Here is a 24,000-nt window from a genome sequence, read left to right as displayed (position 1 = left end):
GCTATCCGGTAGTATAAATATCACATTTTTTGGCTAGCCTAAAATACGGAATCTATTTATCGCAGTTTAGGCTTGCCTAAAATGCATGCTTCGTAATGCCGACAGTTCGAACAAGTCGACTCAATGGGAGTACGCTACGAACGCGCGTTGCGAACGTGGGGCGTCGCTACTCTCAATCGAGACCACGTTGTCGGGTACAGGAACGTCAAATAAACTCCGCAACCTGTTCCTCACCGCGCTGGTGGTGGCCTCTGTGTTCGCTGGGACCGTCGCCTTCTCCGGTGGTGCGGCCGCCGCGGGTAACGTGAGCGTCGAACAGGCCGTAGAATACTCCGCCGCCGATGACGGAAGTACAGTCGAACTAGCACTGAACGACACCGTAACGGACGGACTCGACGGGACCGGCGAACTCGAAGTCTACCTCGACGGGAACGAGGTGACCGACACGCTGGTTGCCGGCATTGACGAGGACGGCACCAGCGGACGTGTCGAAATCGACCTCTCGAGAGATGTGACGCCGAACCGGAACCTGACGGTGAAACTCACCGACTTCGGCGGCGGTTCCATCACTGCAGTGGATATCGATGTCACTTCACAGACGATAACGCCCGTGTCGGGTAGCCAATCAGATGTGAACGTCTACCAGGGTGGGGACCTCGCCGTTGAGGACACGGACGCTGATGCCGACACCGACATCCTGGTCGAGGACGGCGACGGGGCCGTCGTTCTCGCCAGCAGTTACGCCGACAACAGCGAGGTCTACCTCTTCGACACCGACGACCTCGACGCGGGCCAGCGCTACGATGTCACCGCCGGCTCCGACACGGCCGGCTTCCGGGTCAATGACCTCGACCTCACCGTCGAGGCGGACACCGACATCACCGATGAAGACGATATCACCGCCGAAGTGACGGCCATTCGAGGCGGTACCGCGGCAACTGCGACACTGTCAAACAGCGACGGCGACGAGGTCGGCTCCGCGGTCAAGACGCTCGACGGCACCGAGGCCATCGAGTTCGACTTCGGGAGCCGTACTGCCGACAACGCGCCGTACACCGTTGCAGTCACGGACAACCAGACCGGCGTCACGGCCACCTCGGCGGATATTAACGTCTCCGAAGCCCGAGACGGCGACGTGAGCTTCGAGGAGCGTGTCGTCTCAGACGAGCGCGGTGACGTAGTCAGCATCACGTACCATCTCAAGAACACCGACGACGCCTACGTCGTCATCGGTGACGAGAGCGAGGACAACTACGCTATCGAGGGCCAGATCACCGACGACGACGGCGACGGCGAGGTCACCGTCGAATTCAACAGCTACCTGGCCGGCGTTCCGAACAGCGGGAACGGAACCATCGCCGCGAGCGACGTTCTCGGTGCCTCCGGTGATGACGAAATTAGCGGTGTCAGCGAGAGCGGGTCGTTCGCGCGGAGCGATCTGACAGTCGAGGCGCTGGACGCGGCTAGCTACGACACGAGCGTCACCGTGGGGACGAGCAAGAGTGACGATCCCGACGCTGTCGGGACGCTTCGCCTCGAACCCCGTTCCACCGAGCGCATCGAAAGTTGGGTCGCCCCGAAGGACGCCGACCTCGCGGACGAGGGCACCGATATCTACGACCGTGTCGGTTCGAACCTCACGCAAGCGAACGAGATCGCAAACGGCGACGTCGTCGTCCACCGAATCGCCGTCTCCGGTATCGAAGGGGCACTCGACTACCGGACGGATGTCGAGGACGCGAGCGACACCACAGCCGCGTTCCTCCAGGCTACCGGAGACGGTGGTGCGCTCAATCTCTGGGCTAATCGGACGAACGTGGGCGCGAACGCCGACGAGGACCCGCTACAGCTCAACGATAGTAACGCGGTCGTTGTCGACGACCCCGACAACGACACGTACTTCGTCGCAGTCGAACTCGACAACGCGGACTATCAGAGCGGAGCCTCGATACGCGAACGCAGCGACGACGCAATCACGACAGAATTCGCCGTCTCGGATACTACCGGAGTGAGTGACGCCGACGACGGAGCGACGGTCAATTACACGCTCGTTGCGCGCGACGCGACACTCGACACGACCGCGGGACCCGTGTCCGTTCAGCCCGCCGCTGACCAGCCAGTGACCGGGACGACAACGGCTGCACCCGGATCGGCACTCAAGATCCGTCTCAGTTCCGAGAGCGACGCGAACCCGTTCATCCGCCGTCCCGAGGGGACCGTCTCGCCGAACGGAACCGTCACCGCGACGGCAGATCTGAGCGAGTACGCCGCCGGCACGAACTTCACGGCACAGATACTCGACGTGGACGGCGACGAACTCGGAAACGACGAGAGCGGTCGTATCGTCACAGCGGACACCGCGAACAGTACCACCAGGTCCGCGAACGCGAGCGCGAACTCCGGGGTGACGACAGCGGAACCGACCGAAGAAACGACGGAACAGCCGACGGTGACGGGCCGGGGTGACGAATCAACGCCGGTGTCGACCGAGGAACCAACCACGATGGCGACCACCGACGAGCCGACGGAACACGGAACAACCCCTGCCTCCGGTCCCGGATTCACGGCGGTCATCGCCCTTGTTGCGCTCGCTACCGTAGCGCTCCTTGCTGTCCGCCGCGACGGGTAACCCCGCTCCGCTCGCTGTACCGTTCTTTTTTACAGCAAAGCGATACGTTAGTGCCACAGAAATTCGACGAGTGACCGGCGGCGCGAGAGTCAACCACGGACATTCAGAAGATCTCCGCACCGCCGCCGATTCGGGTCTGGTACACGCGGGCATCGACGCCGCGCTCGCCGAAGGCGTCGAGCATCGTACTCGCGATTTTCCGCCGGTCCTCCTCGGCACAGGCGGCGATAACTGTCGGGCCAGCCCCGGAGATAGTGACGCCAGTCGCACCGGCCGCCAGGGCGGCCTCGCGGACCTGCTCGTAGCCGTCGATGAGTTTCGCGCGGGCCGGCGTCACGACGGTATCGTGCATCCCTCGGCCGACGAGTTCGGGGTCGTCGCGGTGCATCCCCGTCGTCAGCGACGCGGCGTTGCCAACCGTCTCTACCATCTGATCGACACGGGCGGTCTCGGGGACGACGTTGCGCGCGTCCCGCGTGGAAACGACGATGTCGGGGAGACACGCGACGAGGGGAATGTCGGCGTCGATCTGCGTGACGCCCTTCTCGGTCGCGATGGTGAACCCGCCCATTATCGAGGGGGCGACGTTGTCGTCGTGGGCGTCCCCGGAGACGACGGCCTCGCCCTTGGCGGCGATGGGGACCAGTTCCTCGCGGGAGTAGCCGCGGTCGTACAGTTCGTTCAGCCCGACAGCCGCCGCGGCGGCGCTGGCAGCGGAGGAGCCGAGCCCCGACGCGGGACGGACACCCTTGTCTATCTGAATGTGGGCCGGCGCATCGAGCGCCTCGGCAACCGCGCCGACGGTGTTTTTGTCGGGGTCCTCCGGGATGTACTGGCTGCCAGCGCCGGTCATTTCGATAGTGACCCGGTCGGCCTTCTCCAGGCGGACGACGTCGGCCGGACGCTCCAGTGCGACGCCGAACACGTCGAAGCCGCTCCCGAGGTTCGCACTGGTAGCCGGCGCCCGGACTGTCAGCATGCCTGCGAATTTCAGCAGTGTAGGCAAAAAGGTAGCGAACCGACACCGGGAGCTTTCGCAGTACTGAGAACCCGGCCCAAAGGCATAATACGGGGAAACCTGACGTTGGAGTAGGTATCGATATGGATGTCGACATCGCCACAGTCGCCATCCTCGGGAACGCGGGTGGGGCGCTCATCGGTTTCGCAGTTGCGGTTGTCGCCACCCGACATCAGGATGCCCCCGGCGCACGCCAGTACGGCTGGCTCGCGCTGGCCGGGGGGTGCTGGTGCGCTATCTCTCTCGGACAGGTCGTCGCCACCGGCCCTGACGTCGCAGAAACGGTGTATGTGCTGGCACGAACCACTTCGGCGCAGCTAATCGGGATCTGGGTCGTTTTCGTGCTTGTCTACACCGGCCGACGCTCGTGGCTCCGACCGTCGCGTCTCGCCCCGCTTTTGCTTGCGGCGAACGCAGACGTGCTGCTACTGCTTGTCGGCCGGGGACGCTTCGTTGAGGCAACGGCTGTCCCCATCACTCAGAACGGCGCGACGCTGTTCGCCGTTCAACGTGGCGCCGCCTACTCAACTACTCTTGCAGTCTCGTACGTCCCGTTACTGCTCGGATACGCGCTCCTGATCGAATTCCTGTTTCGGTCACAGAACATCTACCGCCGCCAGACTGCGGCCATCGTCATCGGAACCATTCTCCCGATGCTTGTCGCCGTGCTGTACGATTTCGGCTACACGCCGCACCCGGCCATCGACTTTACGCCGATGGCGTTCTCGATGAACGTACTGTTCGTCGGCTGGGTACTGTTCGAGGACGAGTCGCTGTCCGTGACGACGCTGTCGGGTGGCACCCTCGTCGACAATCTCCCCGACCCGGTCATTGCCCTCAACGACGACTGCGTCGTGATTGATTGCAACGCAGCAGCGTCGAGCGTATTGGATCACCCGAACCCTGACGGGGAGCCGCTCGAGGACCTCGTCCCGGGTCTTTCGGACCACATCGAGCATGGCGAGGTGTTCTCGTTCGGGGATTCGTTCACGTACTACAACCCACAGACGACGAGCCTCACCGATCAGTCCGGGACGGAACGCGGTCGGCTCGTCGTTCTCAGGGACGTGACCGGACAGCAGCGTCGTCAGGACCGACTCGAGGCGCTGCAGGCCGCGACCCAGCAGTTTATCGAGGCCGAGACCGCCGAGGCAGTCGCGGAGATGGCTGTCGAGTTCGCGACGGCCGTCCTGGACCAGAACGCGGCAGGCGTGTTCCTCGAAGACGACAGCGTCCTCGAACCGGCCGTCATCAGCGACTCGATTGCGGAACACGTCGAGGAAGAACTGCTGTATGCCTCGCCGACGGACGAGCCAGAGAGCAAACTCTGGCGGACGTACGAAACCGGTGAGATACAGGCCGTCTCGCTGGACCGGGACGGACTCGCCCCCCTCGACAACGCCCTCATGCTGCCGCTTGGCTCCCACGGCTTGATGGCGATTACGTCACACGACAGCACCTTCGCCACGGAGGACAGGCGGTACGCGGCGATTCTCGCACAGACGACGCAGGTGGCCCTCGATCAGGTCGAACGCGAGCGCGAACTCCGCCAGAGCCGCAGTTCGGTCAAACGACGCCGCGAGCAGATAGCGTTCTTCAACGGCGTCCTCAGGCACTCGCTGCACAACGCGATGGTCGTCATCCGCGGCCGCGCGGAGCACATCAGAGACGAGGTACCGCCGCGGAAACAGCGGCACCTCGACAGCATCAGCGACTGGTGCGGGAAGCTCACGGAGATGAGCGAGACGATACGCGACATCAACAACACGGTGACGGCGAGCGAAGCCGAGCGGTTGGACACCGTCGATCTCAACACGACGCTCCGTCGCTCAATCGAGTCGCTCCGGGTCGAATACGACGCGGTATCGGTCTCCTGCGAACTGGACGGTGATTACAGCGTGCAGGCGAACGAACTGCTCGAAGAAGTCCTCCTGAGCATTCTCCGGAACGCGGTCGACCACAACAACGCCGACACCCCGAAGGTGACTGTGTCGGTCCAGCAGGCCAGCGACTGGCTGCAGGTCCGCATCGCCGACGACGGCCCTGGCATGAGCGACGAGCTGAAGACGACGGTGTTCGAACGCGACCTCTCGCCCGACCAGACCGCCGGCGGCTTCGGCCTCTACTTCGTCTCGGTCATGATGGAGCTGTACAGCGGGACGCTCTGGTTCGAAGACAATCACCCGACCGGGACGGTCGCTGTTCTCGAATTCCAGCAGGCGGTGACATCCGGCGAGACAGAGGACGACCTCCAGTCTGGCGACAACGCGACGGCGGCGACCGAAGCGCAAACTAAATCCCACAACCGCTGATAGGTCGGGGTATGATTGGCGTCGTCGGTGGCGGTATCGCCGGCCTCTCGGCAGCGTACCGGCTCCAGCAACGCGGCCACGAGGTCCGCGTGTTCGAGGCGAGCGAGGACCTCGGCGGCCTTGCAGCGACCTACGAGACGGCCGGGGACCCCATCGAGAAGTTCTATCACCACCTCTCGAAATCCGAGGAGACCATCGTCGAACTCGCCGAGGAACTGGGCCTCGGTGACGCGGTCGAGTGGCACATCGGGGAGAACGCCTACTACGTCGACGGCGTCGTCCACCCCATGGACAAGCCCTGGGAAATCCTCTCGTACCCGCACCTCTCGCTGTACGACACGTTCCGGCTGGGGATGCTCGTCCTCGACATCGACGTTCGCGGCGGCGTCCCGTCGTTCGATACGTACGAGCGACTGGAAGACTTCGAGGACGTGCCTATCGAGGAGTTCGTCGTCGAACACACCACACGGGGCGTCTACGAGAACTTCTTCGAGCCGCTGCTCGACGCGAAGTTCGGCGACCGGAAAGACGACGTGAGCGCCGCGTGGCTGCTCGGCCGTGTCAAGTTCCGCGGCGAGCGGGACATCCTGAACGGCGAGATCCTGGGCTACTTCGACGGGGGTTTCGGCCAGCTGCTCGACGCGCTGGTCGACGCCGTCGGCCGCGAGAACATCGTCACGGGTACGCGCGTCTCCGAGGTCGATACGAGCGCCGGGGCGGTCTCGTCGCTGACGGCGACCGACGGAACCGAGACGGCGGTTCACGAGGTCGACGGCGTCGTCGTCGCGACGATGCCGAACGTGCTCGAGGAGCTGACCGGCTACGCCTGTGACATCGACTTCCAGGGGACGGTGTGCTCGGTCATCAGCATGGACGAACCCCTGCTGGATACGTACTGGCTGAACATCGCCGACGACGCTCCCTTCGGCGCGCTCATCGAACACACGAACTTCGTCTCCGCCGAGCGGTACGGCGGCGAGCATCTGCTGTACGTCGCTCGCTACATCCAGGACGAGTCCGAAGCCATCTGGCAACAGACCGACGACGAGGTCGCCGAGACGTGGCTGGGGGGCATCGAATCACTCTTCCCCGAGTTCGACCGCGACACTGTCAACTGGATCCGGACGGGCCGCAACCCCCGGACGGCGCCGGTCTACGAGCGCGGCTATCTGGAGATGGTCATCCCCTACGACCTGGGCGACGCCGTCGCGGACGGCCTCTACTACGCCGGGATGGCCTCGCGTGCACAGTACCCGGAGCGCTCGCTCAACGGCGGTATCGTCGCGGGCTTCGAATGCGCCGACCGGATCGCAAGCGGACCGACAGCGGCGACGGACCACGATTCGCCGCTTTCGGAAGCCCAGCGCTGAGAGCGTCCTGCCGAAGAAACCCTGTAATCGCCGCCCGAATCAGTCGCCAGCCGCGCCTTCCACGTCGTCCTCGTCGACGACCGGCGCGTCGGTCGGGCTCACGTCGTCCGGTTCCTCCCGGCCGCCGCCGACAATCATCTCGCCGTCCTCGGTCTCGACGTACACGTCGTCGGCGAAGCCACCGACGGCGTGGGGGTGCTCGGGTTCGTCCAGCCGCTCTAGCGTCGACGGCGCGTCGGCGATACCGCCTGCCGGTCGGAACGTCCCGAGCGGGTCGTCGATGGTGATGCCGTGGGCGTCGAAGAACTCCGCGTACCGCTCGTAGTGGGCTTCGAGTTCGTCGGCGGGGAACTCCATCATCTCCGTCCAGCCGTGGTTGTAGAAGTCGAAGTTCGCCTGAATATGGGTGATCTCTCGGGCTTCGGCTTCCGAGTAATCGGCTTTGAGCGCAGCCACGTATGTGTCCATCGTGGCGTCGAAGAAGTCATCGAGGTGGTCACGCCGCTCCTCCCGGTGGGCCTCGTCTGCCTTCCCGAGGAAGATTTTGGTGTGGAGTTTCACCAGCCCGTAGTTGGCCACCGACCGGACACCGGGCGTGGTCAGCGCCTTCTTGCTCGCCCAGTGGCGCGGGTTCTGGTATATTTTCATTTCGATCACCGATACGGGCCCCAGCGCCTTCAAATCCTCGACTATCGGCGTCCTTCGCGGTGTTCAGCGCAATATCGCAAACGATACGCAGATAGCAATCCACATTAAGCCCGATTTCGTATCGGCCGTACATGAGCACGTCGCACGTAATCATCGGTGACGGCATCGCGGGTGCGTCCGCAGCCGAGACAATCCGGGAAGCGGACCCGGACGCGTCGGTCACAGTCCTGACCGACGAGGGGGAGGCACTGTATAACCGGATCCTCATCAAGGAGTTCGCCAAGGGGAAGCTGCCGGAAGCGCCGATCTCGATCCACGAGCCGGAGTGGTACGACGAGCGTGACATCGACCTCCAACTGAACACCCACGTGACGGACATCGACCCCGACGCTCACGAGATCCAGACTCACGAGGGCGACACCTACGAGTACGACAAACTGCTCGTCGCGACGGGTGGGACGCCGGCACAGCTCCCGGTCGAGAACAGCGACGCCGACGGTATCCACCACTTCTGGACGTTCCAGGACGCGCGCGGCATCCGCGAGCACGCCGACGAGGCCGACCAGGGCATCATCGTGGGGGCGGGCCTGCTCGGTATCGACCTCGCCGCGGTGTGTGCTGCCCAGGGCATCGACGCGAAGTACCTGATGCGCGGGAACCGCTGGTGGCGCTACGCGCTCTCGGAGGACGGCGCGGAAATCATCCACGAGGCGCTCGAAGAGAACGGCGTCGAACCCGTCTTCGAGTCCGGCGTCGACCACTTCGAAGTCGACGACGACGGCAAGGTCACCGGTGCAGTCGACCCCGACGGCAACCACTACGACGGCGAGTGGGCCGGCGTCGCCATCGGCCTGAACTTCAACACCGAGTTCCTCAACGGAACCGGGCTCGAACTCGACGACGGCGTCGTCGTCGACGAGTACATGCAGACCAACGTCGAGGACATCTACGCCGCGGGCGACCTCACCCAGTTCTACGACACCATCCTCGACTCTCGGGCGCAAAACGGCGCGTGGGGCTCGGCCAAGGAGCAGGGCTCGGTCGCTGGGGCCAATATGGTCGCGGACGCCGAGGAGAAGGAGTTCCGCTGGGTCTCCTCGTACTCCATCACCCACTTCGACTTCCCGTTCCTCTCCTTCGGGCATCCGACTCGCGGCGACGACGAGGCCGAACGGAAGTACTCCGACAGCGAGTGGCGGCGTCTCGCCTTTGAGGACGGGCAGCTCATCGGGGGCGTGCTGATCGGCGACCTCTCACAGCAGTCGACGTTCAAGAAGCTCATCCGCCAGGAGCGCCAGGTCGCAGACAAGAAGGAACTGCTGCTGGAGAAGGAAGTGGACCTCGAAGAAGTGAAGGCACAGACGCCTGCGCCGGCCGAATAAGACCCGTCGACACTGATATTTTTAGGCGTTGTGGACGTAGCGGCGCGTATGCGTAACGCCCTCTCCCGCGCAGTTGCCTGGCTCACCCGTCGCGACGGCCAGTCGGATGATGCAGACGCAACAGACGATGACAGCGGCAGCTTCGCCGGCTCGCTGCTCGATGCGTCGGTCAATCGCGGGCACGGTCAGGGCGACCCACGGGCCGACAGCGAGATGGCGGCGGTGCGAGAGGAGGCCGACCGGCTCGCACAGCAGGACCAGCACCGCGAGCGGTGACCGCCCGCGGGAGAACGACGCTCTTTTTTCGGCCTAAAGCGGAGAGTCGCGTATGGATGGCGGCAGCGGCGATATGACCCTCGCGTTCGACCTCGACGCCCTCAAGCAACTGGCCTATCCCGATAGCGTGTTCAACGACGCGCGCCAGTGGTCCGAGTACGTCGGCGTCATCTCCGAACAGCCCACCTACGTCGTGACCAACTTCACCCGGAAACACCGGATCAGACAGGACTTCTTCTCGGGGCCGCGCGGCCGCGAGGAGAGCCTCGAAAACGTCAAAGAGCAGTTCGACACCGACCGGCACGTCTTTGTCGGCGCGAACGACGAGGACGCCGACCTCGCCGAGACGGCAGGCTGGGAGTACCTCCCCGTCACACAGGCCGCGGAGGCGGCCGACTGGGACCTCGGCGAACCGGAGACGCCGGACGCAACGACCGACGAGGACGAGGAGCGCGACGACTGGCCGTAGGCGGCACAGCCCCGCTGTCGGTGGGAGTCTACGCTTCGACTAGTTTTATATTTTCCCGGAGAGCGACTGGATATATGGCCCTCCAGATCAGCGATGCCTTGCGTAGCGGTATCGATACCCTTCTCAGCGAGGACGGACTCCTGATTACCGGCGTCTTCCTCCTGTTCAACCTCGGGAACACTGTCGCGAGCTCCACGTTCACAGAGGCGCTGTTCGACGATGTGATCGACATGGGCGGCCCCGGTGGGCTGGGGGGCTCCGCTGGAGCAGGTGCACCGGGGTTCTCGATGGCGGATTTCACTGGTCCGTTCAGCCTTGATGTTGCGGTACCGGTCGCCATCGCGATGGTACTCCTGCTTCTGGTCATCGGTCAGCTCATCAAGTTCTGGGGGATCAGGCTGTTCGCGGAGCCACAGGAGATCATGGACGAGAATACGTCCGAGCGGGCCGTTATGGCCGTCGTTCTCGGTGGCGGCGTCGCGGTTCTCACGTTCGCAGCCTCGATGAGTTCGACCGCGCTGAACGTCAGCGGGCGTCCGCTGCTGGGAGGACTGGCCGGGCTCGTTAGCGGTCTCCTCTCCCTGATCGTCGGTCTCGCCTTCGTCTACCTGCTGCAGTCGATCGCCCTGTACGACGGCGGCTACGTCGACACGCTCAAGCACTCCGTGGCACGGTTCATGGACGCCCCGGCACAGATCATCGTGCTTCTGTTCGTCCTGTTCCTTCTCGGTCTCATTCCCGCGATTCCCACGATGGCGTCCGTCGTGTCGATGGTCCTCCCCGGCGCGTTCGACCTGCCCTCCCAGTCGATCCTGCAGGTCACGTCGATGGTGCTGAACGCGCCGGTAAAGGCGTTCAGTCTCGCCGTGATTACGGACGCATACCTGCAGGTGCGGGCGGACCAGGATGACGACGAGTTCTGAGAACTGGGCTTGATTGTTCGCCGGTCACTGCTTCCGGGCCTTCCGTCACCGGGAAACATTCCTTCAGTTTTATATCTCGGCCGATAGGGCTGATGTGTATGGCCCTCCAAATCGGCCGTGCCTTCCAAGACGGTCTCGACGAGTTTCTCAGCGAACGCGGTGCGGTGTTCGCTGGCGCATTCATCGTACTCGGGTTAGCCAACGGCATCGTCTGGGCGTCGCTGTCCCAAGGTCTGCTTGACATGTTCCTGGAAATGCTGCCATCCAGTGCACAGGCCAATCAGGCGTCGATGGGCAGTAATACGGCGTTAGCCCTCGATATCCCGGTTGCCGTGGCCGCCGTCGGTGCGCTCGCACTGTTCGTCGTCAGCGAGGCGCTGAACATTGTTGCCATCCGGGCGTTCGCCAGCGACACTACCGATCCGATTCCGGACAGCGTCGGTCGGCGACTCGGCAAGACTGTCGCGGTCGCCATCGGGGCCGGCGTTTTTACCGCCATCGCTGTGGGTGCCGGCTTCCTCCTGCTCGTCATCCCCGGACTGGTACTCGCGCTCCTGTTTTTCTTCGTCCGACAGGAGATCGCCCTGAACGACAGCGGAGTGTTCGAGTCCATCAGCAACAGCATCAGTATCGTCACTGACAACCTCCTCGCCACGTTCGTCTTAGCTATTGTGCTCGCGGTGCTCGGACTCGTTGTCGGGCTCGTCTTCAGCTACCTTCCGGTATCCCTGCCACCGATGGTTTTGACGACGGCATCGACGATCCTCTCCAGCGTCGTCGGCGTGTTCTCGATTGCTGTGACGACTGTCGCATACCTCCAGGCGACTGAGTCCGACCACGACGTCGCTCGCGAGACCGAGTCCCTCGGCGGACTGTAGGCCGCTGCGGTTCGTATCGCGGCCTTTAACCACGCGAGCGACCAATCACGGATAATGGCTGAACCGCGCGTGCCCGGCGGGCGCGAGTCCGAACTCGAACTGCCCTGTGGCGAACGCGTCGACACGCATGACCTCCATCTGGGTATGCGGGAGTTCGAATGCGACTGCGGGAAGACACACGCCGTCGTGCTCGACCCGCACCCGCTGGCACGCTTCGTTCCGGAGTTTCTCACCGAAGTGCTGCACGCGACCATCGAGACCAACGACGACTACGACGAGTTCACCACCGTCCACCTGATGGGCGTCGTCATGGAGGAGTTCCCGGAGAAAGTCGTCGCCGCCGACACCAGCGAGGACGGGTCGGTCGGCTTCTCGCTGGCGTGGGTGAGCGACTTCGACTCCCGCCGTCTCCACGAGATCGTCGTCGAACTGCTCGTGGAACTGATGGAACACGCCATCAGCCACGCCGAGGACGACGACGTGATGGCGGAGTTCGAGGAGCAGATGCTCCAGTTCGACGTCGACGCGTTCGTCGAGCAGTACCGCGACGAGCGGAACTTCGACGGCCGGTCGGACACCGCGATCTGAGGTCGACTGCGACCTGAGTACTTAGTGGGTCTGGCTCGCACAGTGAGGTATGGCGGGTCGCGCGGCGGTCCTGCTCGTGCTCTTGCTTTTTGCGGGCTGTGGAGCCTTCGGCGGGGCGGAGCGACAGACAGTGACACCGGTCCCTGTCCCCGAGGGGTCCCAGGACGACCGGGTCGAACCCGCCGTGACAGAGGACGCCGTCGACGCCAGGCGACTCGCGGCGGCCCACCGGCGTGCGACGCGGAACCGCTCGTACGTGCTGGGGATGCGACTGTCGCTGGAATGGGGCACGCAGATCGTCTCGCTCGTCGTCGAAGACAGGTATCACTACCAGTATCGGACCGAAATCCTCGACCAGAACTACACCAAGCGGGTGTACAACAACGGGAACCGACGCTATGTCTACGACAAGCGAGCACAGGGGGCCTGGACGGCAACGAGGCGGCCAACCCCGGTCAGCGGGGTACTCGACCCTGACCCCGCGCGACTCATCGAAGCCTACCTCGCAACGGACGTCAGCGTCGAGCGCCCGAGGGATAACTGCGACACCTGTCGCGTGACGCTCACAGCCACGGAGCCGCCGGCGGCGTTCGAACCAGCTGACAATTACAGCGTGCAGGCGATTGTGCGGCCGGACGGACTCGTCCAATCGCTGACGGTATCGTACTGGGACCGCTCCAGAAACTCCCTGGTCAGCTACGAAATCCGGTACTCCGCAGTCGGCGAGACAACCCTCTCCCGACCGACGTGGGTCACACAGCGCTGGGCAAACGCGACAGACAGCGGCCCCGAACTGTCCGACAGCCACTGACACGACGCCGTCCGTTGGTTTCCCGAAATCAGCCGTCTGACTGCTGTCTGACGGTGTTATATGGTGGAAGCGGTGTTGTACCTGTGTATGGCTATGCGTGAGGGTGAGTTCGAGCGCATCCTGACAGTGCTCGAAGAAGCCGACGCGGACGGCACACTGACGGCCCGCGAGATCTGTGATCTGCTCGAAGAGCACGACGAGGCGTTCGGGAGTGCCCACCGGGTAGCGACTGTCCTCGGTCGACGTGCCCAGTCCGGCGAGGTCGAGGTCATTCAGGGCCAACCCTACCGGTATCGCGTTCCCGACCGCGACAACTGACTGTTCTCAGCACCGCTGCCGTCTGAATCCTAGCTTGAGGCTCCTATATCAGATGTCCCACCGTGTGACGCTCCCGCATTACGATATTCGAAATTAGGCTTCGAGCTTCGCATTGTTTCGCCGGGCTTATTACGATGTGTAGACTCCGCTCGTACAATGACAGCGGACGAGGACCGTACAATCCTGCTCATCGGCAGCGGACCGATCAAGATCGGACAGGCCGCCGAGTTCGATTACTCCGGCGCACAGGCGTGTCGCGCCCTCCAGGAAGAGGGTGCCCGCGTCGTGCTCGTGAACTCGAACCCGGCGACGATTATGACTGACCCGGAGATGGCGGACAAGGTGTACCTCGAACCCATCAACACAGAAGCCATCTCTGAAATCATCCGGAAGGAAGACCCCGACGGCGTCATCGCCGGCCTGGGTGGCCAGACCGGCCTGAACGTCACGGCCGAACTCGCCGAGGAGGGCGTCCTCGACGAGTACGACGTGGACGTGATGGGGACGCCACTGGACACCATCTACGCGACGGAGGACCGCGACCTGTTCAAACAGCGGATGGAGGACATCGGCGAGCCGGTGCCGCGCTCGACGACCATCACGCTCGACGAGGGCGAGTCGGTCACCGATCTGGACGAGGAATCGCTCGTGGACCGCGTCGAAGCGGCCGTCGACGAGGTCGGCGGGCTCCCCGTCATCGCACGCACGACGTACACGCTCGGTGGCTCCGGCTCCGGCGTCGTCGACGAGATGGACGAACTCATCGAACGCGTCCGCAAGGGCCTGCGCCTCTCGCGCAACAACGAGGTCCTCATCACCGAGTCCATCTCCGGCTGGGTCGAACTCGAATACGAGGTGATGCGCGACGCCGACGACTCCTGTATCATCATCTGCAACATGGAGAACATCGACCCGATGGGCATCCACACCGGGGAGTCGACCGTCGTCACCCCCTCGCAGGTCATCCCCGACGAGGGCCACCAGGAGATGCGCGACTCCGCGCTGAAAGTCATTCGCGACCTCGGCATCCAGGGCGGCTGTAACATCCAGTTCGCCTGGCACGACGACGGCACGCCCGGCGGCGAGTACCGCGTGGTCGAGGTGAACCCCCGCGTCTCCCGCTCCTCGGCGCTGGCCTCGAAGGCGACCGGCTATCCCATCGCCCGCGTCACCGCGAAGGTCGCACTCGGCAAGCGACTCCACGAAATCGAGAACGAGATCACCGGCGAGACGACCGCCGCCTTCGAGCCGGCTATCGACTACGTCGTGACGAAGGTGCCTCGCTGGCCCATCGACAAGTTCCGCGACACGGAGTTCGAACTGTCGACGGCGATGAAATCCACCGGCGAGGCGATGTCCATCGGTCGGACGTTCCCGGAGAGCCTGCTGAAGGCGCTTCGCTCCTCGGAGTACAACCCGGCCGCTGACTTCAACGAAATAGACGACGCGGAACTCGAAACGGAGTACCTCGAAAAGCCGACGCCGGACCGCCCGTACGCGATGTTCGAGGCGTTCTGCCGCGGCTACACCGTCGAGGAAGTCGTCGATATCACCGACATCAAGGAATGGTACGTCGAGCGGTTCAAGGAGGTCGCCGACGCCGCGGACGCCGCCCGCGAGGGCGACTACGAGACCGCGGCCCAGGCCGGCTTCACCGACCAGGAGATAACTGCGCTGGCCGGCGGCGAGTTCAACGACACGCACGTCTCCTGGCTCCCGGCCGACCTCGACGAGGACGGCGGCGACGAGCCGGAAGTCGAGGCAGCCACTGACGGCTCCGGCGAGGCGGCCACGCCGCCTCGGAAAGACGGTGGAACCGTCGATGGCGTCACGGTCGACACCGTCGAGACGGACACGACCGACCGCGACTTCAAGCTCGTCGACACCTGCGCCGGCGAGTTCGAGGCGACGACGCCATACTACTACTCGACGCGGGACCCGCTGTCGGGTATCGACCGCGACGAACTCCAGATCGACCCGGACCTTGAGAGCGTCGTGGTCGTCGGTGGCGGCCCCATCCGTATCGGGCAGGGCGTGGAGTTCGACTACTGTTCGGTCCACGCGGTCCGCGCGCTGGAGGACCTCGGCATCGACGCCCACGTTGTCAACAACAACCCCGAGACGGTGTCGACTGACTACGACACCTCCGACGGGCTGTTCTTCGAGCCGGTCACCGCCGAGGAAGTCGCCGACGTCATCGAAGCGACCGACGCCGATGGCGTGATGGTCCAGTTCGGCGGCCAGACCTCCGTCGACATCGGCCACCCGCTCGAACAGGAACTCCAGCGCCGCGACCTCGACTGTGAGATCATGGGGACCTCCGTCGACGCGATGGACCTCGCCGAGGACCGCGACCGGTTCAACAAGCTGATGGACGAACTCGGCATCTCACAGGCAGAGGGCGGCTCTGCGACGTCCCAGGAGGAAGCCCTCGACCTGGCCCACGACATCGGCTACCCCGTCCTCGTGCGCCCGAGCTACGTGCTCGGCGGCCGCGCGATGGACGTGGTGTACAACGACGAGGACCTCGAAACGTACATCGAGGAGGCCGTCCGCGTGAGCCCGGACAAGCCGATTCTCGTCGACGAGTTCCTCGCCGACGCCGTCGAACTGGACGTCGACGCCGTGGCCGACGAGGACGACGTCCTCATCGGCGGCGTGATGGAACACGTCGAGACGGCGGGTATCCACTCCGGGGACTCCGCCTGTATGATTCCGCCCCGCTCTCAGGAGATCAAGGACGTCATGCCGCGCATCCGCGAGGTCGTCGAGGACATCGCCGACGCGCTCGACACCGTCGGCCTGCTGAACGTCCAGCTGGCGGTGCGTGACGGCGAGGTGTTCGTCCTCGAAGCGAACCCGCGCTCGTCCCGTACCGTCCCGTTCATCTCAAAGACGGCCGGCGTCCCAATCGCGAAAATCGCCGCCAAGGTGATGTCCGGCGCGACGCTATCGGAACTCGACGTGCAGGAGCAGATTCCCGAGCAGGTCTCTGTCAAGGAAGTCGTCCTGCCCTTCGACCGCCTGCCGGGTTCGGACCCGCGTCTCGGCCCCGAGATGAAATCGACCGGCGAGGTCATGGGCACCGCCGGCTCCTTCGGCAAGGCCTACCAGAAGGCCCAGATGGCCGTCGGCAAGGCAATCCCGCTCGAAGGGACAGCCATCGTCGACCTGCCAATCCTCGGCTTCGAGGAGCACTTCGACGTACAGGACTTCGACGACTACGAGGACACCGACGCCATCATCGACGCCATCCAGAGCGGCGAGGTCGACCTCGTCCTCTCCCGCGACCGCGACGTGCTGGAAGCCTGCGTCGAGGAGACCGTGACGTACTTCTCGACCCACGAGAGCGCCGAGGCGGCGCTGGAAGCGATCAACTCCGCCGACCAGCCACTCGCGGTTCAGGCCATCGATGAACGGCCAAAGACCCAGCGCGAGTGGGGCGCTGAGTAACGCGGCCGGTTGTCTTCGGGGCCAGATCGCTCACCGCGGTAGCACTGGTTCCTGTCACTCAAGGTGACAGGTACAAATACTTATTCTTCGGACACGCACACACGAGCAATGGGCGATGCCGTACGTGTCTTGCACGTCGAGGACGATCCCGAGTTCGCGTCGGTGACGGCGGAATTTCTCAGCCACATCGATGACCGCTTCGACGTCGTCTCGACGACATCGGCGGACGAAGGGCTCACTCGGCTCAGCGAGGAGCCAATCGATTGTGTCGTTTCGGATTTCGATATGCCCGGGCGAGACGGCATCGAGTTTCTGGAATCCGTCCGAGCCGTCGACGAAGACCTTCCGTTCATCCTCTTTACCGGCAAAGGCTCCGAGGAAGTGGCCAGTGAGGCTATTTCGGCCGGTGTGACTGACTACCTCCAGAAGCAGCAAGGCACTGACCAGTATACGATTCTGGCTAACCGCATCACTAACGCGGTCGAACAGTACCGATCACAGCAAGCACTGGACGCGAGCCGGAAGCGACTCTCGCTGTTTATTGATAAGTCGCCGCTCGGCGTCATCGAGTGGGACGAGAGCTTTGAGGTGGCTCAGGTCAACGAGAAAGGCGAGGAAATCCTGCAGCGAGCGGAGTCGGCACTCGTCGGCACGGGATTTGAGACGCTCGTTCCGGACTCGTCGCGGGATGCAGTCGAAGAGACGATCACGGCCCTGCAGGAAGGCAGCGGCGGCTACTATACGGTACTCGACATCGAGACCGGTAACGGTGAGCAGATTGTCTGTGAGTGGCACAACCGCATCATCCGAGAGAACGGAGAGACTGTCGCGATATTCTCGCAGTTTCAGGAGATAACGGAGCGTCGGCGGCGACAGCAGCGCATCGAGGCGTTGCACGACACAACGCGGGAGCTGATGCACGCCGAATCACGCGAGGATGTCGCCGCACTGGTCGTCGAAACCGCACGCGACCTGCTCGGACTGCCGCTCAGCGCTGTCTGTCTCGCCGACGAGTCAGCCGACCTTCTCAGACCGGCCGCGGCGACCGACCAGGCACAGGCGATTATCGGCGAGCACCCGACGTTTAGCGAGGGTGACAGTCTCGTCTGGGAGGTGTTCGACTCCGGTGAACAGCGCGTCTTCGACGATATCTCCACTCACCCTGACCGCTACAACCCCGACACCGACATCAGCAGCGAGATACTGCTCCCGCTGGGCGACCACGGCGTGCTGGTCGCCGGCTCGACCGACGCCGCCGCGTTCGAGGACGCATCGGTCTCGCTGATGCGAACTCTCGCTGCGAACACCGAGGAGGCGCTTTCCAGACTCGACCGGCAGCAAGAACTCAGAACGCTCACAGAGCGGCACGAACTCGCGCTCGAAGGTGCCGAACTCGGCGTCTGGGACTGGAACGTCAAGACGGACGCGGTCACCTTCGACGAGCGGTGGGCCGACATGCTCGGGTACTCGCTGGACGAACTCGAACCCACGGTCGACACCTGGGACGAACTGATACACCCGGAGGACCGCGAGCGAACATACGAGGCGCTGAACGCCCATCTCGACGGCGAGACGGAGATCTACGAATGTGACCATCGGCTCAGGACGGCCACCGGTGAGTACCGGTGGATCCGCGACATCGGCAAAGTGTTCGAACGCGACGAGAACGGCGACCCGGTCCGTGCAGTGGGGATCCATCAGGACGTGACCGACCACAAAGAGCGGAAACAGGAACTCGAAGACACGAGCCGCAAACTCCAGGCCATTCTCGACACAGCGCCGACCTACATCCTGATGAAAGACACCGATAGTCGATTTCTCTTCATCAACAGCGCGGCCCGTGACCTCTACGGGATCGACGCCGACGAGTCTGTCGTCGGGATGTCTGATTACGATATTCTTCCGGACCACATCGCGGAGCAGACCCACGCCGACGATCAGCGGGCCCTCGAACAGAAAGAGACCGTCGAAGTCGAAACGATGATCCCTGTCGACGGGACAGATCGGACGCATCTGACGCGGAAGACACCGATACTCGACGAGGACGGCGAGCCCTACGCCCTCTGTGTCGTCGCGACCGACATCACCGACCAGAAACGGCGCGAACAGGAACTGGCCCGACTCACTGACGAGTACGAGGCGGTGTTCGAGAACACGAACGACGCTATCGCGCTCGTCGACATCGAGGGGTCGGCAGACGAGCCGACGTTCCGCTACGTCCGGACGAACGAGGCCTACGAACGCCAGACCGGATTCGACACCGACTCACTGACCGGGCAGACCCCGGTCGAGGCCGCCGGCCCGGACATCGGTCGGCGAATCGCTGACCACTACGAGCGGTGTGTCTCGGCCGGCGAAACCATCACATACGAGGAGTGGGACCTCCGCCCCACCGGCGTCTGGGAAACACAGGTAACACCGATCTTCGCTGACGAGGAAGTTACCCGGCTCGTTGTCATTTCTCGGGATATCTCCGACCGGATCGAGTACCGCGAGGAACTGGAGCGACAGAACGACCGGCTCGAAGAGTTCGCGAGCATCGTCAGTCACGACCTCCGGAACCCGCTCGGCGTCCTCGAAGGTTCGCTCACCCTTGCCAGAGACACCGGCGACGACGAGCAGTTCGACCGCTGTTTCCGCGCAATCGACCGCATGAAGGAGCTCATTGAGGACCTGCTAACCCTCGCCCGCGAGGGGGATACAGTGTCGGAGACGGAGCCGCTCGACCTCGAATCGACTGCACGGTCCTGCTGGCAGGCCGTCGAGACTGACGACGCTACTCTCGAAATCCCGGCTGAAAGCCCAATCCACGCCGACGAGAGCCGCGTTCGCCAACTCCTCGAAAACCTCATCAACAACGCCGTGACACACGGCGGCTCGGCCGTCACTGTCAAAATCGGTGAGCTCGACGGTTCAGGGTTCTATGTTGCCGATGACGGCGATGGTATCCCGCCAGAAAAACACGAAACGGTGTTTGAGAGCGGCTACACCACCACTGACGGAGGCACCGGGTTCGGGCTCGCTATCGTTAAGGAGATCGCAGCAGCACACGACTGGTCGGTGTCCGTGACAGAAAGCGACGACGGCGGCGCACGGTTCGAGTTCAGAGGCGTCAGGCAGGAGTCATAGCGTGTCTGTGCGTTCGCAGCTTTTCTCTGCGTACCGAACCAAGTATTCTATCTCATAACCGTTGTGTCGATATTGTGGCCATAGATAGTAGTTAGTAAGCTATTGATGACTACACGTCCTGTTCTGCGCCAATAATGGCACGTTCGTAACACTCATCTCCGGGGCTGTGACATTAGCTGTATGGATCGCGTTGCAATCGCTGTCGCTGCTCCGGGAAGTCGATGAGAGAGGACGTCACCAAGCGGGCGGAGACAGTCGCTGAGATGGCTCCCGGTGATTCGGTAACGGCGGGAGTCCTCGCTGGATACAAGAGTCGCTTCTCCGAGTCACCACCGCTGAACAACCCACCGCTGACGTACCTCGACGGGGCTGAAGCCCCGGCATATCTCCTGACCAACGGGAAGCGCGGCATCGGACGCGGGACGAAACGCAAGACCGACTCACCGGTCGGCGACCGCCGGACAGTCATTCTGGTCACCGGTCGCCGGACCCTCTGTCTCATTGGGAAAGACGAGGACGACGATGTCATCGAGATTCCACACGAGGCAGTTGCTGACGTCACCACCAAGTCCGGGTTCCGAGCGCACCGCCTCGCGCTCCGCACCCCACGGAAAATGTACCACTGCTGGGTACACCGCAAGACTGACAAAACAACCCTCAACGCGGCCGCCGAGTTCATCGAGACCCACCAGCAGGACAGCCCGGACGCAATCGACGGCGACGACACCGCCAACCGGGTGATGTATCGCGGCCGCCCCGTCGCACCGCAAGACACCACACACGAAACCGAAGACAGCGACCAGACGACGTACTATCGTGGGCAGCCAATCGACGACGACAGCGACTGAAAGACGTGGCTCAGGCGCGTGCGAATCGCGTTACTGTTCGCAGAGCACTTCGTTCCCCGTTCGGGATTCGGAGACCCCTCGCTACGCTCGGGCTCTCCCTGCTCACGGCTGCGCCGTTCGCGTCTCGCGGTTCACTCGCGTTGCTCGCTCCGAACCGCGCTACTGCTCGCGGGTCGTTCCTCCCCGCTCGCAATTCCGAGGGCCGCGCTTCGCGCGCCCCTCGCTACACCTCACGGCTCCTACCGTCGCCGTTCGGGCATTCGGAGACCCCTCGCTACGCTCGGGTTCTCCCTACTCCCCCGCCATCCCTAGCACATCATCAAAGAAGCCGAGCGAGTCGTGCGGGCCGGGGTTGGCCTCGGGGTGGTACTGGCGCGTGATGATGTTCAGGTCGTCGTTTTCCAGCCCCTCCGGCGTGTCGTCGTTGACGTTGACTTGGGTCACGTCCAGTTTGTCGCCGGGGTCGGCGACGGTGTAGCCGTGGTTCTGGGTCGTCATCACGACCTGATTGGAGCGGAGGTCACGGACCGGCTGATTCACGCCGCGGTGGCCGAACTCCATCTTCTCGGTTTCGCCGCCGAGCGCGTTGGCGACGACCTGCTGGCCGAGACAGATGCCGGCAAGCGGCACGTCACCGACGTAGGTCTCGACGAGTTCGCCGGCCTGTTCGAAGTTCTCGGGGTCGCCGGGGCCGTTCGAGATGAACAGCAGGTCCGGGTCGACGGCGGCCACGTCGTCCTCGCTGGCGTCGTACGGGAACACGTGGACTTCGGCGTCGCGTTCGATGAGCGACTCGGTGATGGACCCCTTTGCACCGCAGTCGACCAGCGCGACCGTCGCACCGTCGCCGCCCTCGTTGTGGACCTCCACGTCGTCGACGGAGACCTGCGCGCCGATGTCGGTGTGGTCGGACATGTGCTTGCACTCGTGGAGTTCGTCGAGCGCGTCCTGTTCGGTCACGTCCGGCCCGGCGGCGATGCCGCATTTCATTGCCCCCTCGTCGCGGATCTCGGTGACGATGTCGCGCGTGTCGAGGTGGTCGACAGCGGGAACGCCCTCCGATTCGAGCCACTCGGCCACGTCGTCGGTCATCTCGCGGGCCACCGCCGCGCGCGGATGGACGCGGTCCGACTCGAAGCGTTCCGCCCGGACGCCGTAGTTCCCGATGAGCGGGTACGAGAACGTCAGGACCTGTTCCTCGTAGGAGGGGTCGGTGAGACTCTCCTCGTAACCGGTGTACGCTGTTGTGAATACCAGTTCACCGCGGGCCGTTCCGGGAGCGCGAGCGCGCGCCTCGATGACGCGGTCACCTTCGATTGCCACGTATGCGTCAGCCATTACGAGATGCGTATACTATAGTCGGCCATAAGGGTTGCTTTCGAAGACGAGTTTCGAATTTCGTAATCCTCAAGTCACGACCGGTGATACTGTCACATCTCGATGGACGACCTCGACAGGGAGATACTCTCGATACTCCGCCGGGACGCCCGAACCCCGTATACTGAGATCGCGGACCGGGTCGGCACGTCGGAAGGAACCGTGCGAAACCGCGTCGAACGGCTGGTCGAGGACGGCGTTATCGAACGCTTTACCGTCGCGACGCGGACCGGCAACGTGAAGGCGATGATCGAGGTCAGTGTCGACGTGAACGTCGATACGGCCGAGGTTTCGGACCGTATCGCTGATTGGCAGGAGGTCGATTTCGTGTGGCAAGTCTCCGGCGAGGAGGACATCGTCGTCGTTGTCGACGCCGCCGACACCGACGCGGTCAACGGACTCATCACGCAGGCGCGTGAGCTGGAGGAGGTTGTGGGCACGAAGACGAGGTTGATTCTAAACGAGCGCGTCGGGTGATGCGCACGGAGTAGCCGCGAGCGGTAGCGCGATTCGAAGCGAGTGAAGCGGGTGAGAACTGCAAGACGAGAACGGGCAGGCGGAGCCGGGGTCGCCACCAGTTCGGGCGTGCCACCTTGATTTCATATCCGCCGGGGTACGAGAGACCGTATGCAGTTTCCGGTCGGTCTGGATATCGACATCGTCTCGGCGTACGGACAACTCGCGACAGACGGAGCGCAGTTCCTCGCCGTCTCGGCGCTGCTCTACGCTATCGGCCGGCTGATCGCCGTGCCGGCGGCCCGGTGGGCGCTGTCACGGACGGCGACCGACAAAACGGTCGCCAGTGCGCTGACCAGCACCGTTCATCTGATATCGGTCATCCTCGCCGTGGTCATCGGCGCTAGCGTCGCGGGCTTCCGGGGCGCGCTCGCTGGATCGACGCTGCTGGCGGCGGGCATCACGCTGGCGGTGGGGCTGGCGGCACAGGACGTGCTCGGGAACTTCGTCGCCGGCGCGTTCATCGTGACTGACCCGGACCTGAATGTCGGTGATAACATCGCCTGGAACGGGATGCAGGGCACGGTGGTCGACATCGACCTGCGGGTGACCCGGATTCGGACGTTGGACAACGAACGCATCATCGTCCCGAACACGGCGCTGGCGACGAGCGCGGTGACGAACCAGACATCGACCGGCCCCATCGGGATTTCCTACCAGTTCGGTATCGGCTACGACGAGGACATCGAAACTGTCCAGGCCATCATCGAGAACGCCGCTCGCGACCTCGACCACGTCTCGGAGAAGCCGGCACCGACAGCCAGAGTCAGCGACCTCGCGTCGACGGCGGTCATCCTGACGGGCCGGATCTGGATTCCCAACGAACGGCGGAACCGACTCGCGTCAGTCAGGGCTGCGTTCATCCAGCAGGTCCAGGAGGATTGCCACGCCGAGGGCATCGACCTCAGTGACACGACCCAGCACGAACTCTCGGGCGACATCGGCGTCCACGACAGCGTCGAGCCGGCGGGTGACCGGACCGAGTAGCCGCTGGTCGGTGCAGTGTCCGACCCCGTCTCGCCCGCGAGCCCCGTAGCGGCCGTACGTTTATATTT

At 63.7% G+C, this 24,000-nt stretch carries 19 protein-coding genes; 16 read left to right on the top strand and 3 right to left on the bottom strand.

Translation table 11 applies throughout. The features are described 5' to 3' along the window. The first annotated feature begins 187 nt into the window (after positions 1-187). A complete protein-coding gene (locus tag ACOZ4H_RS15535) occupies positions 188-2,629 on the top strand; it encodes a BGTF surface domain-containing protein (RefSeq protein ID WP_424330381.1) in 2,442 nt (813 codons plus the stop codon). A gap of 103 nt (positions 2,630-2,732) precedes the next feature. Here the strand turns inward: ACOZ4H_RS15535 and ACOZ4H_RS15530 are convergent, their stop codons facing one another. Further along, positions 2,733-3,608 carry a homoserine kinase gene (locus tag ACOZ4H_RS15530; protein WP_424330125.1) on the bottom strand — a complete coding sequence of 292 codons (876 nt, stop codon included), beginning with the start codon at positions 3,606-3,608 and terminating at the stop codon, positions 2,733-2,735. Between the two features lie 122 nt (positions 3,609-3,730). On the opposite strand from ACOZ4H_RS15530, the gene ACOZ4H_RS15525 reads away from it, so the two are divergent. Continuing rightward, positions 3,731-5,959 carry a histidine kinase N-terminal 7TM domain-containing protein gene (locus ACOZ4H_RS15525; protein WP_424330124.1) on the top strand — a complete coding sequence of 743 codons (2,229 nt, stop codon included), beginning with the start codon at positions 3,731-3,733 and terminating at the stop codon, positions 5,957-5,959. An 11-nt stretch (positions 5,960-5,970) separates the two neighbouring features. Beyond that, positions 5,971-7,329 carry an NAD(P)/FAD-dependent oxidoreductase gene (locus ACOZ4H_RS15520; protein WP_424330123.1) on the top strand — a complete coding sequence of 453 codons (1,359 nt, stop codon included), beginning with the start codon at positions 5,971-5,973 and terminating at the stop codon, positions 7,327-7,329. Between the two features lie 39 nt (positions 7,330-7,368). Here the strand turns inward: ACOZ4H_RS15520 and ACOZ4H_RS15515 are convergent, their stop codons facing one another. After that, the gene (locus tag ACOZ4H_RS15515; protein WP_424330122.1) at positions 7,369-7,977 is read right to left on the bottom strand and encodes a DUF6149 family protein; all 609 of its coding nucleotides are present in this window, start codon (positions 7,975-7,977) and stop codon (positions 7,369-7,371) included. 131 nt (positions 7,978-8,108) lie between these two features. Between ACOZ4H_RS15515 and ACOZ4H_RS15510 the strand changes: the two genes are divergently transcribed. From ACOZ4H_RS15510 to ACOZ4H_RS15460, 11 genes are all read left to right on the top strand, one after another. Next, positions 8,109-9,359 carry an NAD(P)/FAD-dependent oxidoreductase gene (locus ACOZ4H_RS15510; RefSeq protein ID WP_424330121.1) on the top strand — a complete coding sequence of 417 codons (1,251 nt, stop codon included), beginning with the start codon at positions 8,109-8,111 and terminating at the stop codon, positions 9,357-9,359. Between the two features lie 48 nt (positions 9,360-9,407). Further along, positions 9,408-9,635: a hypothetical protein gene (locus ACOZ4H_RS15505; protein WP_424330120.1), complete on the top strand. Its 228-nt coding sequence runs from the start codon at positions 9,408-9,410 to the stop codon at positions 9,633-9,635. 52 nt (positions 9,636-9,687) lie between these two features. Further along, entirely contained in the window at positions 9,688-10,104 is a 417-nt protein-coding gene (locus tag ACOZ4H_RS15500; RefSeq protein WP_424330119.1) for a DUF7124 domain-containing protein, read from the top strand. Between the two features lie 74 nt (positions 10,105-10,178). Then, on the top strand, positions 10,179-11,027 hold the full coding sequence (locus tag ACOZ4H_RS15495) for a hypothetical protein (protein ID WP_424330118.1): 849 nt from the start codon (positions 10,179-10,181) through the stop codon (positions 11,025-11,027). Positions 11,028-11,125: 98 nt separating this feature from the next. Then, a complete protein-coding gene (locus ACOZ4H_RS15490) occupies positions 11,126-11,905 on the top strand; it encodes a hypothetical protein (protein ID WP_424330117.1) in 780 nt (259 codons plus the stop codon). A 54-nt stretch (positions 11,906-11,959) separates the two neighbouring features. Beyond that, positions 11,960-12,493: a DUF5815 family protein gene (locus ACOZ4H_RS15485; RefSeq protein WP_424330116.1), complete on the top strand. Its 534-nt coding sequence runs from the start codon at positions 11,960-11,962 to the stop codon at positions 12,491-12,493. Positions 12,494-12,542: 49 nt separating this feature from the next. Beyond that, entirely contained in the window at positions 12,543-13,304 is a 762-nt protein-coding gene (locus tag ACOZ4H_RS15480) for a hypothetical protein (protein ID WP_424330115.1), read from the top strand. A gap of 87 nt (positions 13,305-13,391) precedes the next feature. Continuing rightward, a complete protein-coding gene (locus ACOZ4H_RS15475) occupies positions 13,392-13,622 on the top strand; it encodes a hypothetical protein (protein WP_049943992.1) in 231 nt (76 codons plus the stop codon). 156 nt (positions 13,623-13,778) lie between these two features. Further along, entirely contained in the window at positions 13,779-17,075 is a 3,297-nt protein-coding gene (gene carB / locus ACOZ4H_RS15470; protein ID WP_424330114.1) for a carbamoyl-phosphate synthase large subunit, read from the top strand. Positions 17,076-17,183: 108 nt separating this feature from the next. Beyond that, positions 17,184-20,204, top strand: a complete 3,021-nt coding sequence (locus tag ACOZ4H_RS15465) for a PAS domain S-box protein (protein ID WP_424330113.1) — start codon at positions 17,184-17,186, stop codon at positions 20,202-20,204. 221 nt (positions 20,205-20,425) lie between these two features. After that, positions 20,426-21,052 carry a hypothetical protein gene (locus ACOZ4H_RS15460; RefSeq protein WP_424330112.1) on the top strand — a complete coding sequence of 209 codons (627 nt, stop codon included), beginning with the start codon at positions 20,426-20,428 and terminating at the stop codon, positions 21,050-21,052. Between the two features lie 291 nt (positions 21,053-21,343). Here ACOZ4H_RS15460 and carA read toward each other — a convergent pair whose 3' ends face one another. Then, on the bottom strand, positions 21,344-22,390 hold the full coding sequence (gene carA / locus ACOZ4H_RS15455) for a glutamine-hydrolyzing carbamoyl-phosphate synthase small subunit (protein ID WP_424330111.1): 1,047 nt from the start codon (positions 22,388-22,390) through the stop codon (positions 21,344-21,346). Between the two features lie 102 nt (positions 22,391-22,492). Between carA and ACOZ4H_RS15450 the strand changes: the two genes are divergently transcribed. Continuing rightward, positions 22,493-22,906: an Lrp/AsnC family transcriptional regulator gene (locus ACOZ4H_RS15450; protein ID WP_004593789.1), complete on the top strand. Its 414-nt coding sequence runs from the start codon at positions 22,493-22,495 to the stop codon at positions 22,904-22,906. Between the two features lie 150 nt (positions 22,907-23,056). After that, positions 23,057-23,932 (top strand): mechanosensitive ion channel family protein, encoded by an 876-nt coding sequence (locus ACOZ4H_RS15445; RefSeq protein ID WP_424330110.1) that lies wholly within the window; start codon positions 23,057-23,059, stop codon positions 23,930-23,932. Positions 23,933-24,000: the final 68 nt, after the last annotated feature.

Source organism: Haloarcula amylolytica, from assembly GCF_049705545.1.
GTDB classification, from domain to species: Archaea; Halobacteriota; Halobacteria; order Halobacteriales; family Haloarculaceae; genus Haloarcula; species Haloarcula amylolytica_B.
The sequence above is the reverse complement of the archived record's forward strand: the minus strand, read 5'-3'. Positions and strand labels throughout refer to the sequence as shown.

Coding starts and splice junctions, on each gene's coding strand:
- ACOZ4H_RS15530 (WP_424330125.1), bottom strand. CDS start 3,608: ATGCTGACAGTCCGGGCGCCGGCTACCAGTGCGAACCTCGGGAGCGGC.
- ACOZ4H_RS15525 (WP_424330124.1), top strand. CDS start 3,731: ATGGATGTCGACATCGCCACAGTCGCCATCCTCGGGAACGCGGGTGGG.
- ACOZ4H_RS15520 (WP_424330123.1), top strand. CDS start 5,971: ATGATTGGCGTCGTCGGTGGCGGTATCGCCGGCCTCTCGGCAGCGTAC.
- ACOZ4H_RS15515 (WP_424330122.1), bottom strand. CDS start 7,977: ATGAAAATATACCAGAACCCGCGCCACTGGGCGAGCAAGAAGGCGCTG.
- ACOZ4H_RS15510 (WP_424330121.1), top strand. CDS start 8,109: ATGAGCACGTCGCACGTAATCATCGGTGACGGCATCGCGGGTGCGTCC.
- ACOZ4H_RS15505 (WP_424330120.1), top strand. CDS start 9,408: ATGCGTAACGCCCTCTCCCGCGCAGTTGCCTGGCTCACCCGTCGCGAC.
- ACOZ4H_RS15500 (WP_424330119.1), top strand. CDS start 9,688: ATGGATGGCGGCAGCGGCGATATGACCCTCGCGTTCGACCTCGACGCC.
- ACOZ4H_RS15495 (WP_424330118.1), top strand. CDS start 10,179: ATGGCCCTCCAGATCAGCGATGCCTTGCGTAGCGGTATCGATACCCTT.
- ACOZ4H_RS15490 (WP_424330117.1), top strand. CDS start 11,126: ATGGCCCTCCAAATCGGCCGTGCCTTCCAAGACGGTCTCGACGAGTTT.
- ACOZ4H_RS15485 (WP_424330116.1), top strand. CDS start 11,960: ATGGCTGAACCGCGCGTGCCCGGCGGGCGCGAGTCCGAACTCGAACTG.
- ACOZ4H_RS15480 (WP_424330115.1), top strand. CDS start 12,543: ATGGCGGGTCGCGCGGCGGTCCTGCTCGTGCTCTTGCTTTTTGCGGGC.
- ACOZ4H_RS15475 (WP_049943992.1), top strand. CDS start 13,392: ATGGCTATGCGTGAGGGTGAGTTCGAGCGCATCCTGACAGTGCTCGAA.
- carB (WP_424330114.1), top strand. CDS start 13,779: ATGACAGCGGACGAGGACCGTACAATCCTGCTCATCGGCAGCGGACCG.
- ACOZ4H_RS15465 (WP_424330113.1), top strand. CDS start 17,184: ATGGGCGATGCCGTACGTGTCTTGCACGTCGAGGACGATCCCGAGTTC.
- ACOZ4H_RS15460 (WP_424330112.1), top strand. CDS start 20,426: ATGAGAGAGGACGTCACCAAGCGGGCGGAGACAGTCGCTGAGATGGCT.
- carA (WP_424330111.1), bottom strand. CDS start 22,390: ATGGCTGACGCATACGTGGCAATCGAAGGTGACCGCGTCATCGAGGCG.
- ACOZ4H_RS15450 (WP_004593789.1), top strand. CDS start 22,493: ATGGACGACCTCGACAGGGAGATACTCTCGATACTCCGCCGGGACGCC.
- ACOZ4H_RS15445 (WP_424330110.1), top strand. CDS start 23,057: ATGCAGTTTCCGGTCGGTCTGGATATCGACATCGTCTCGGCGTACGGA.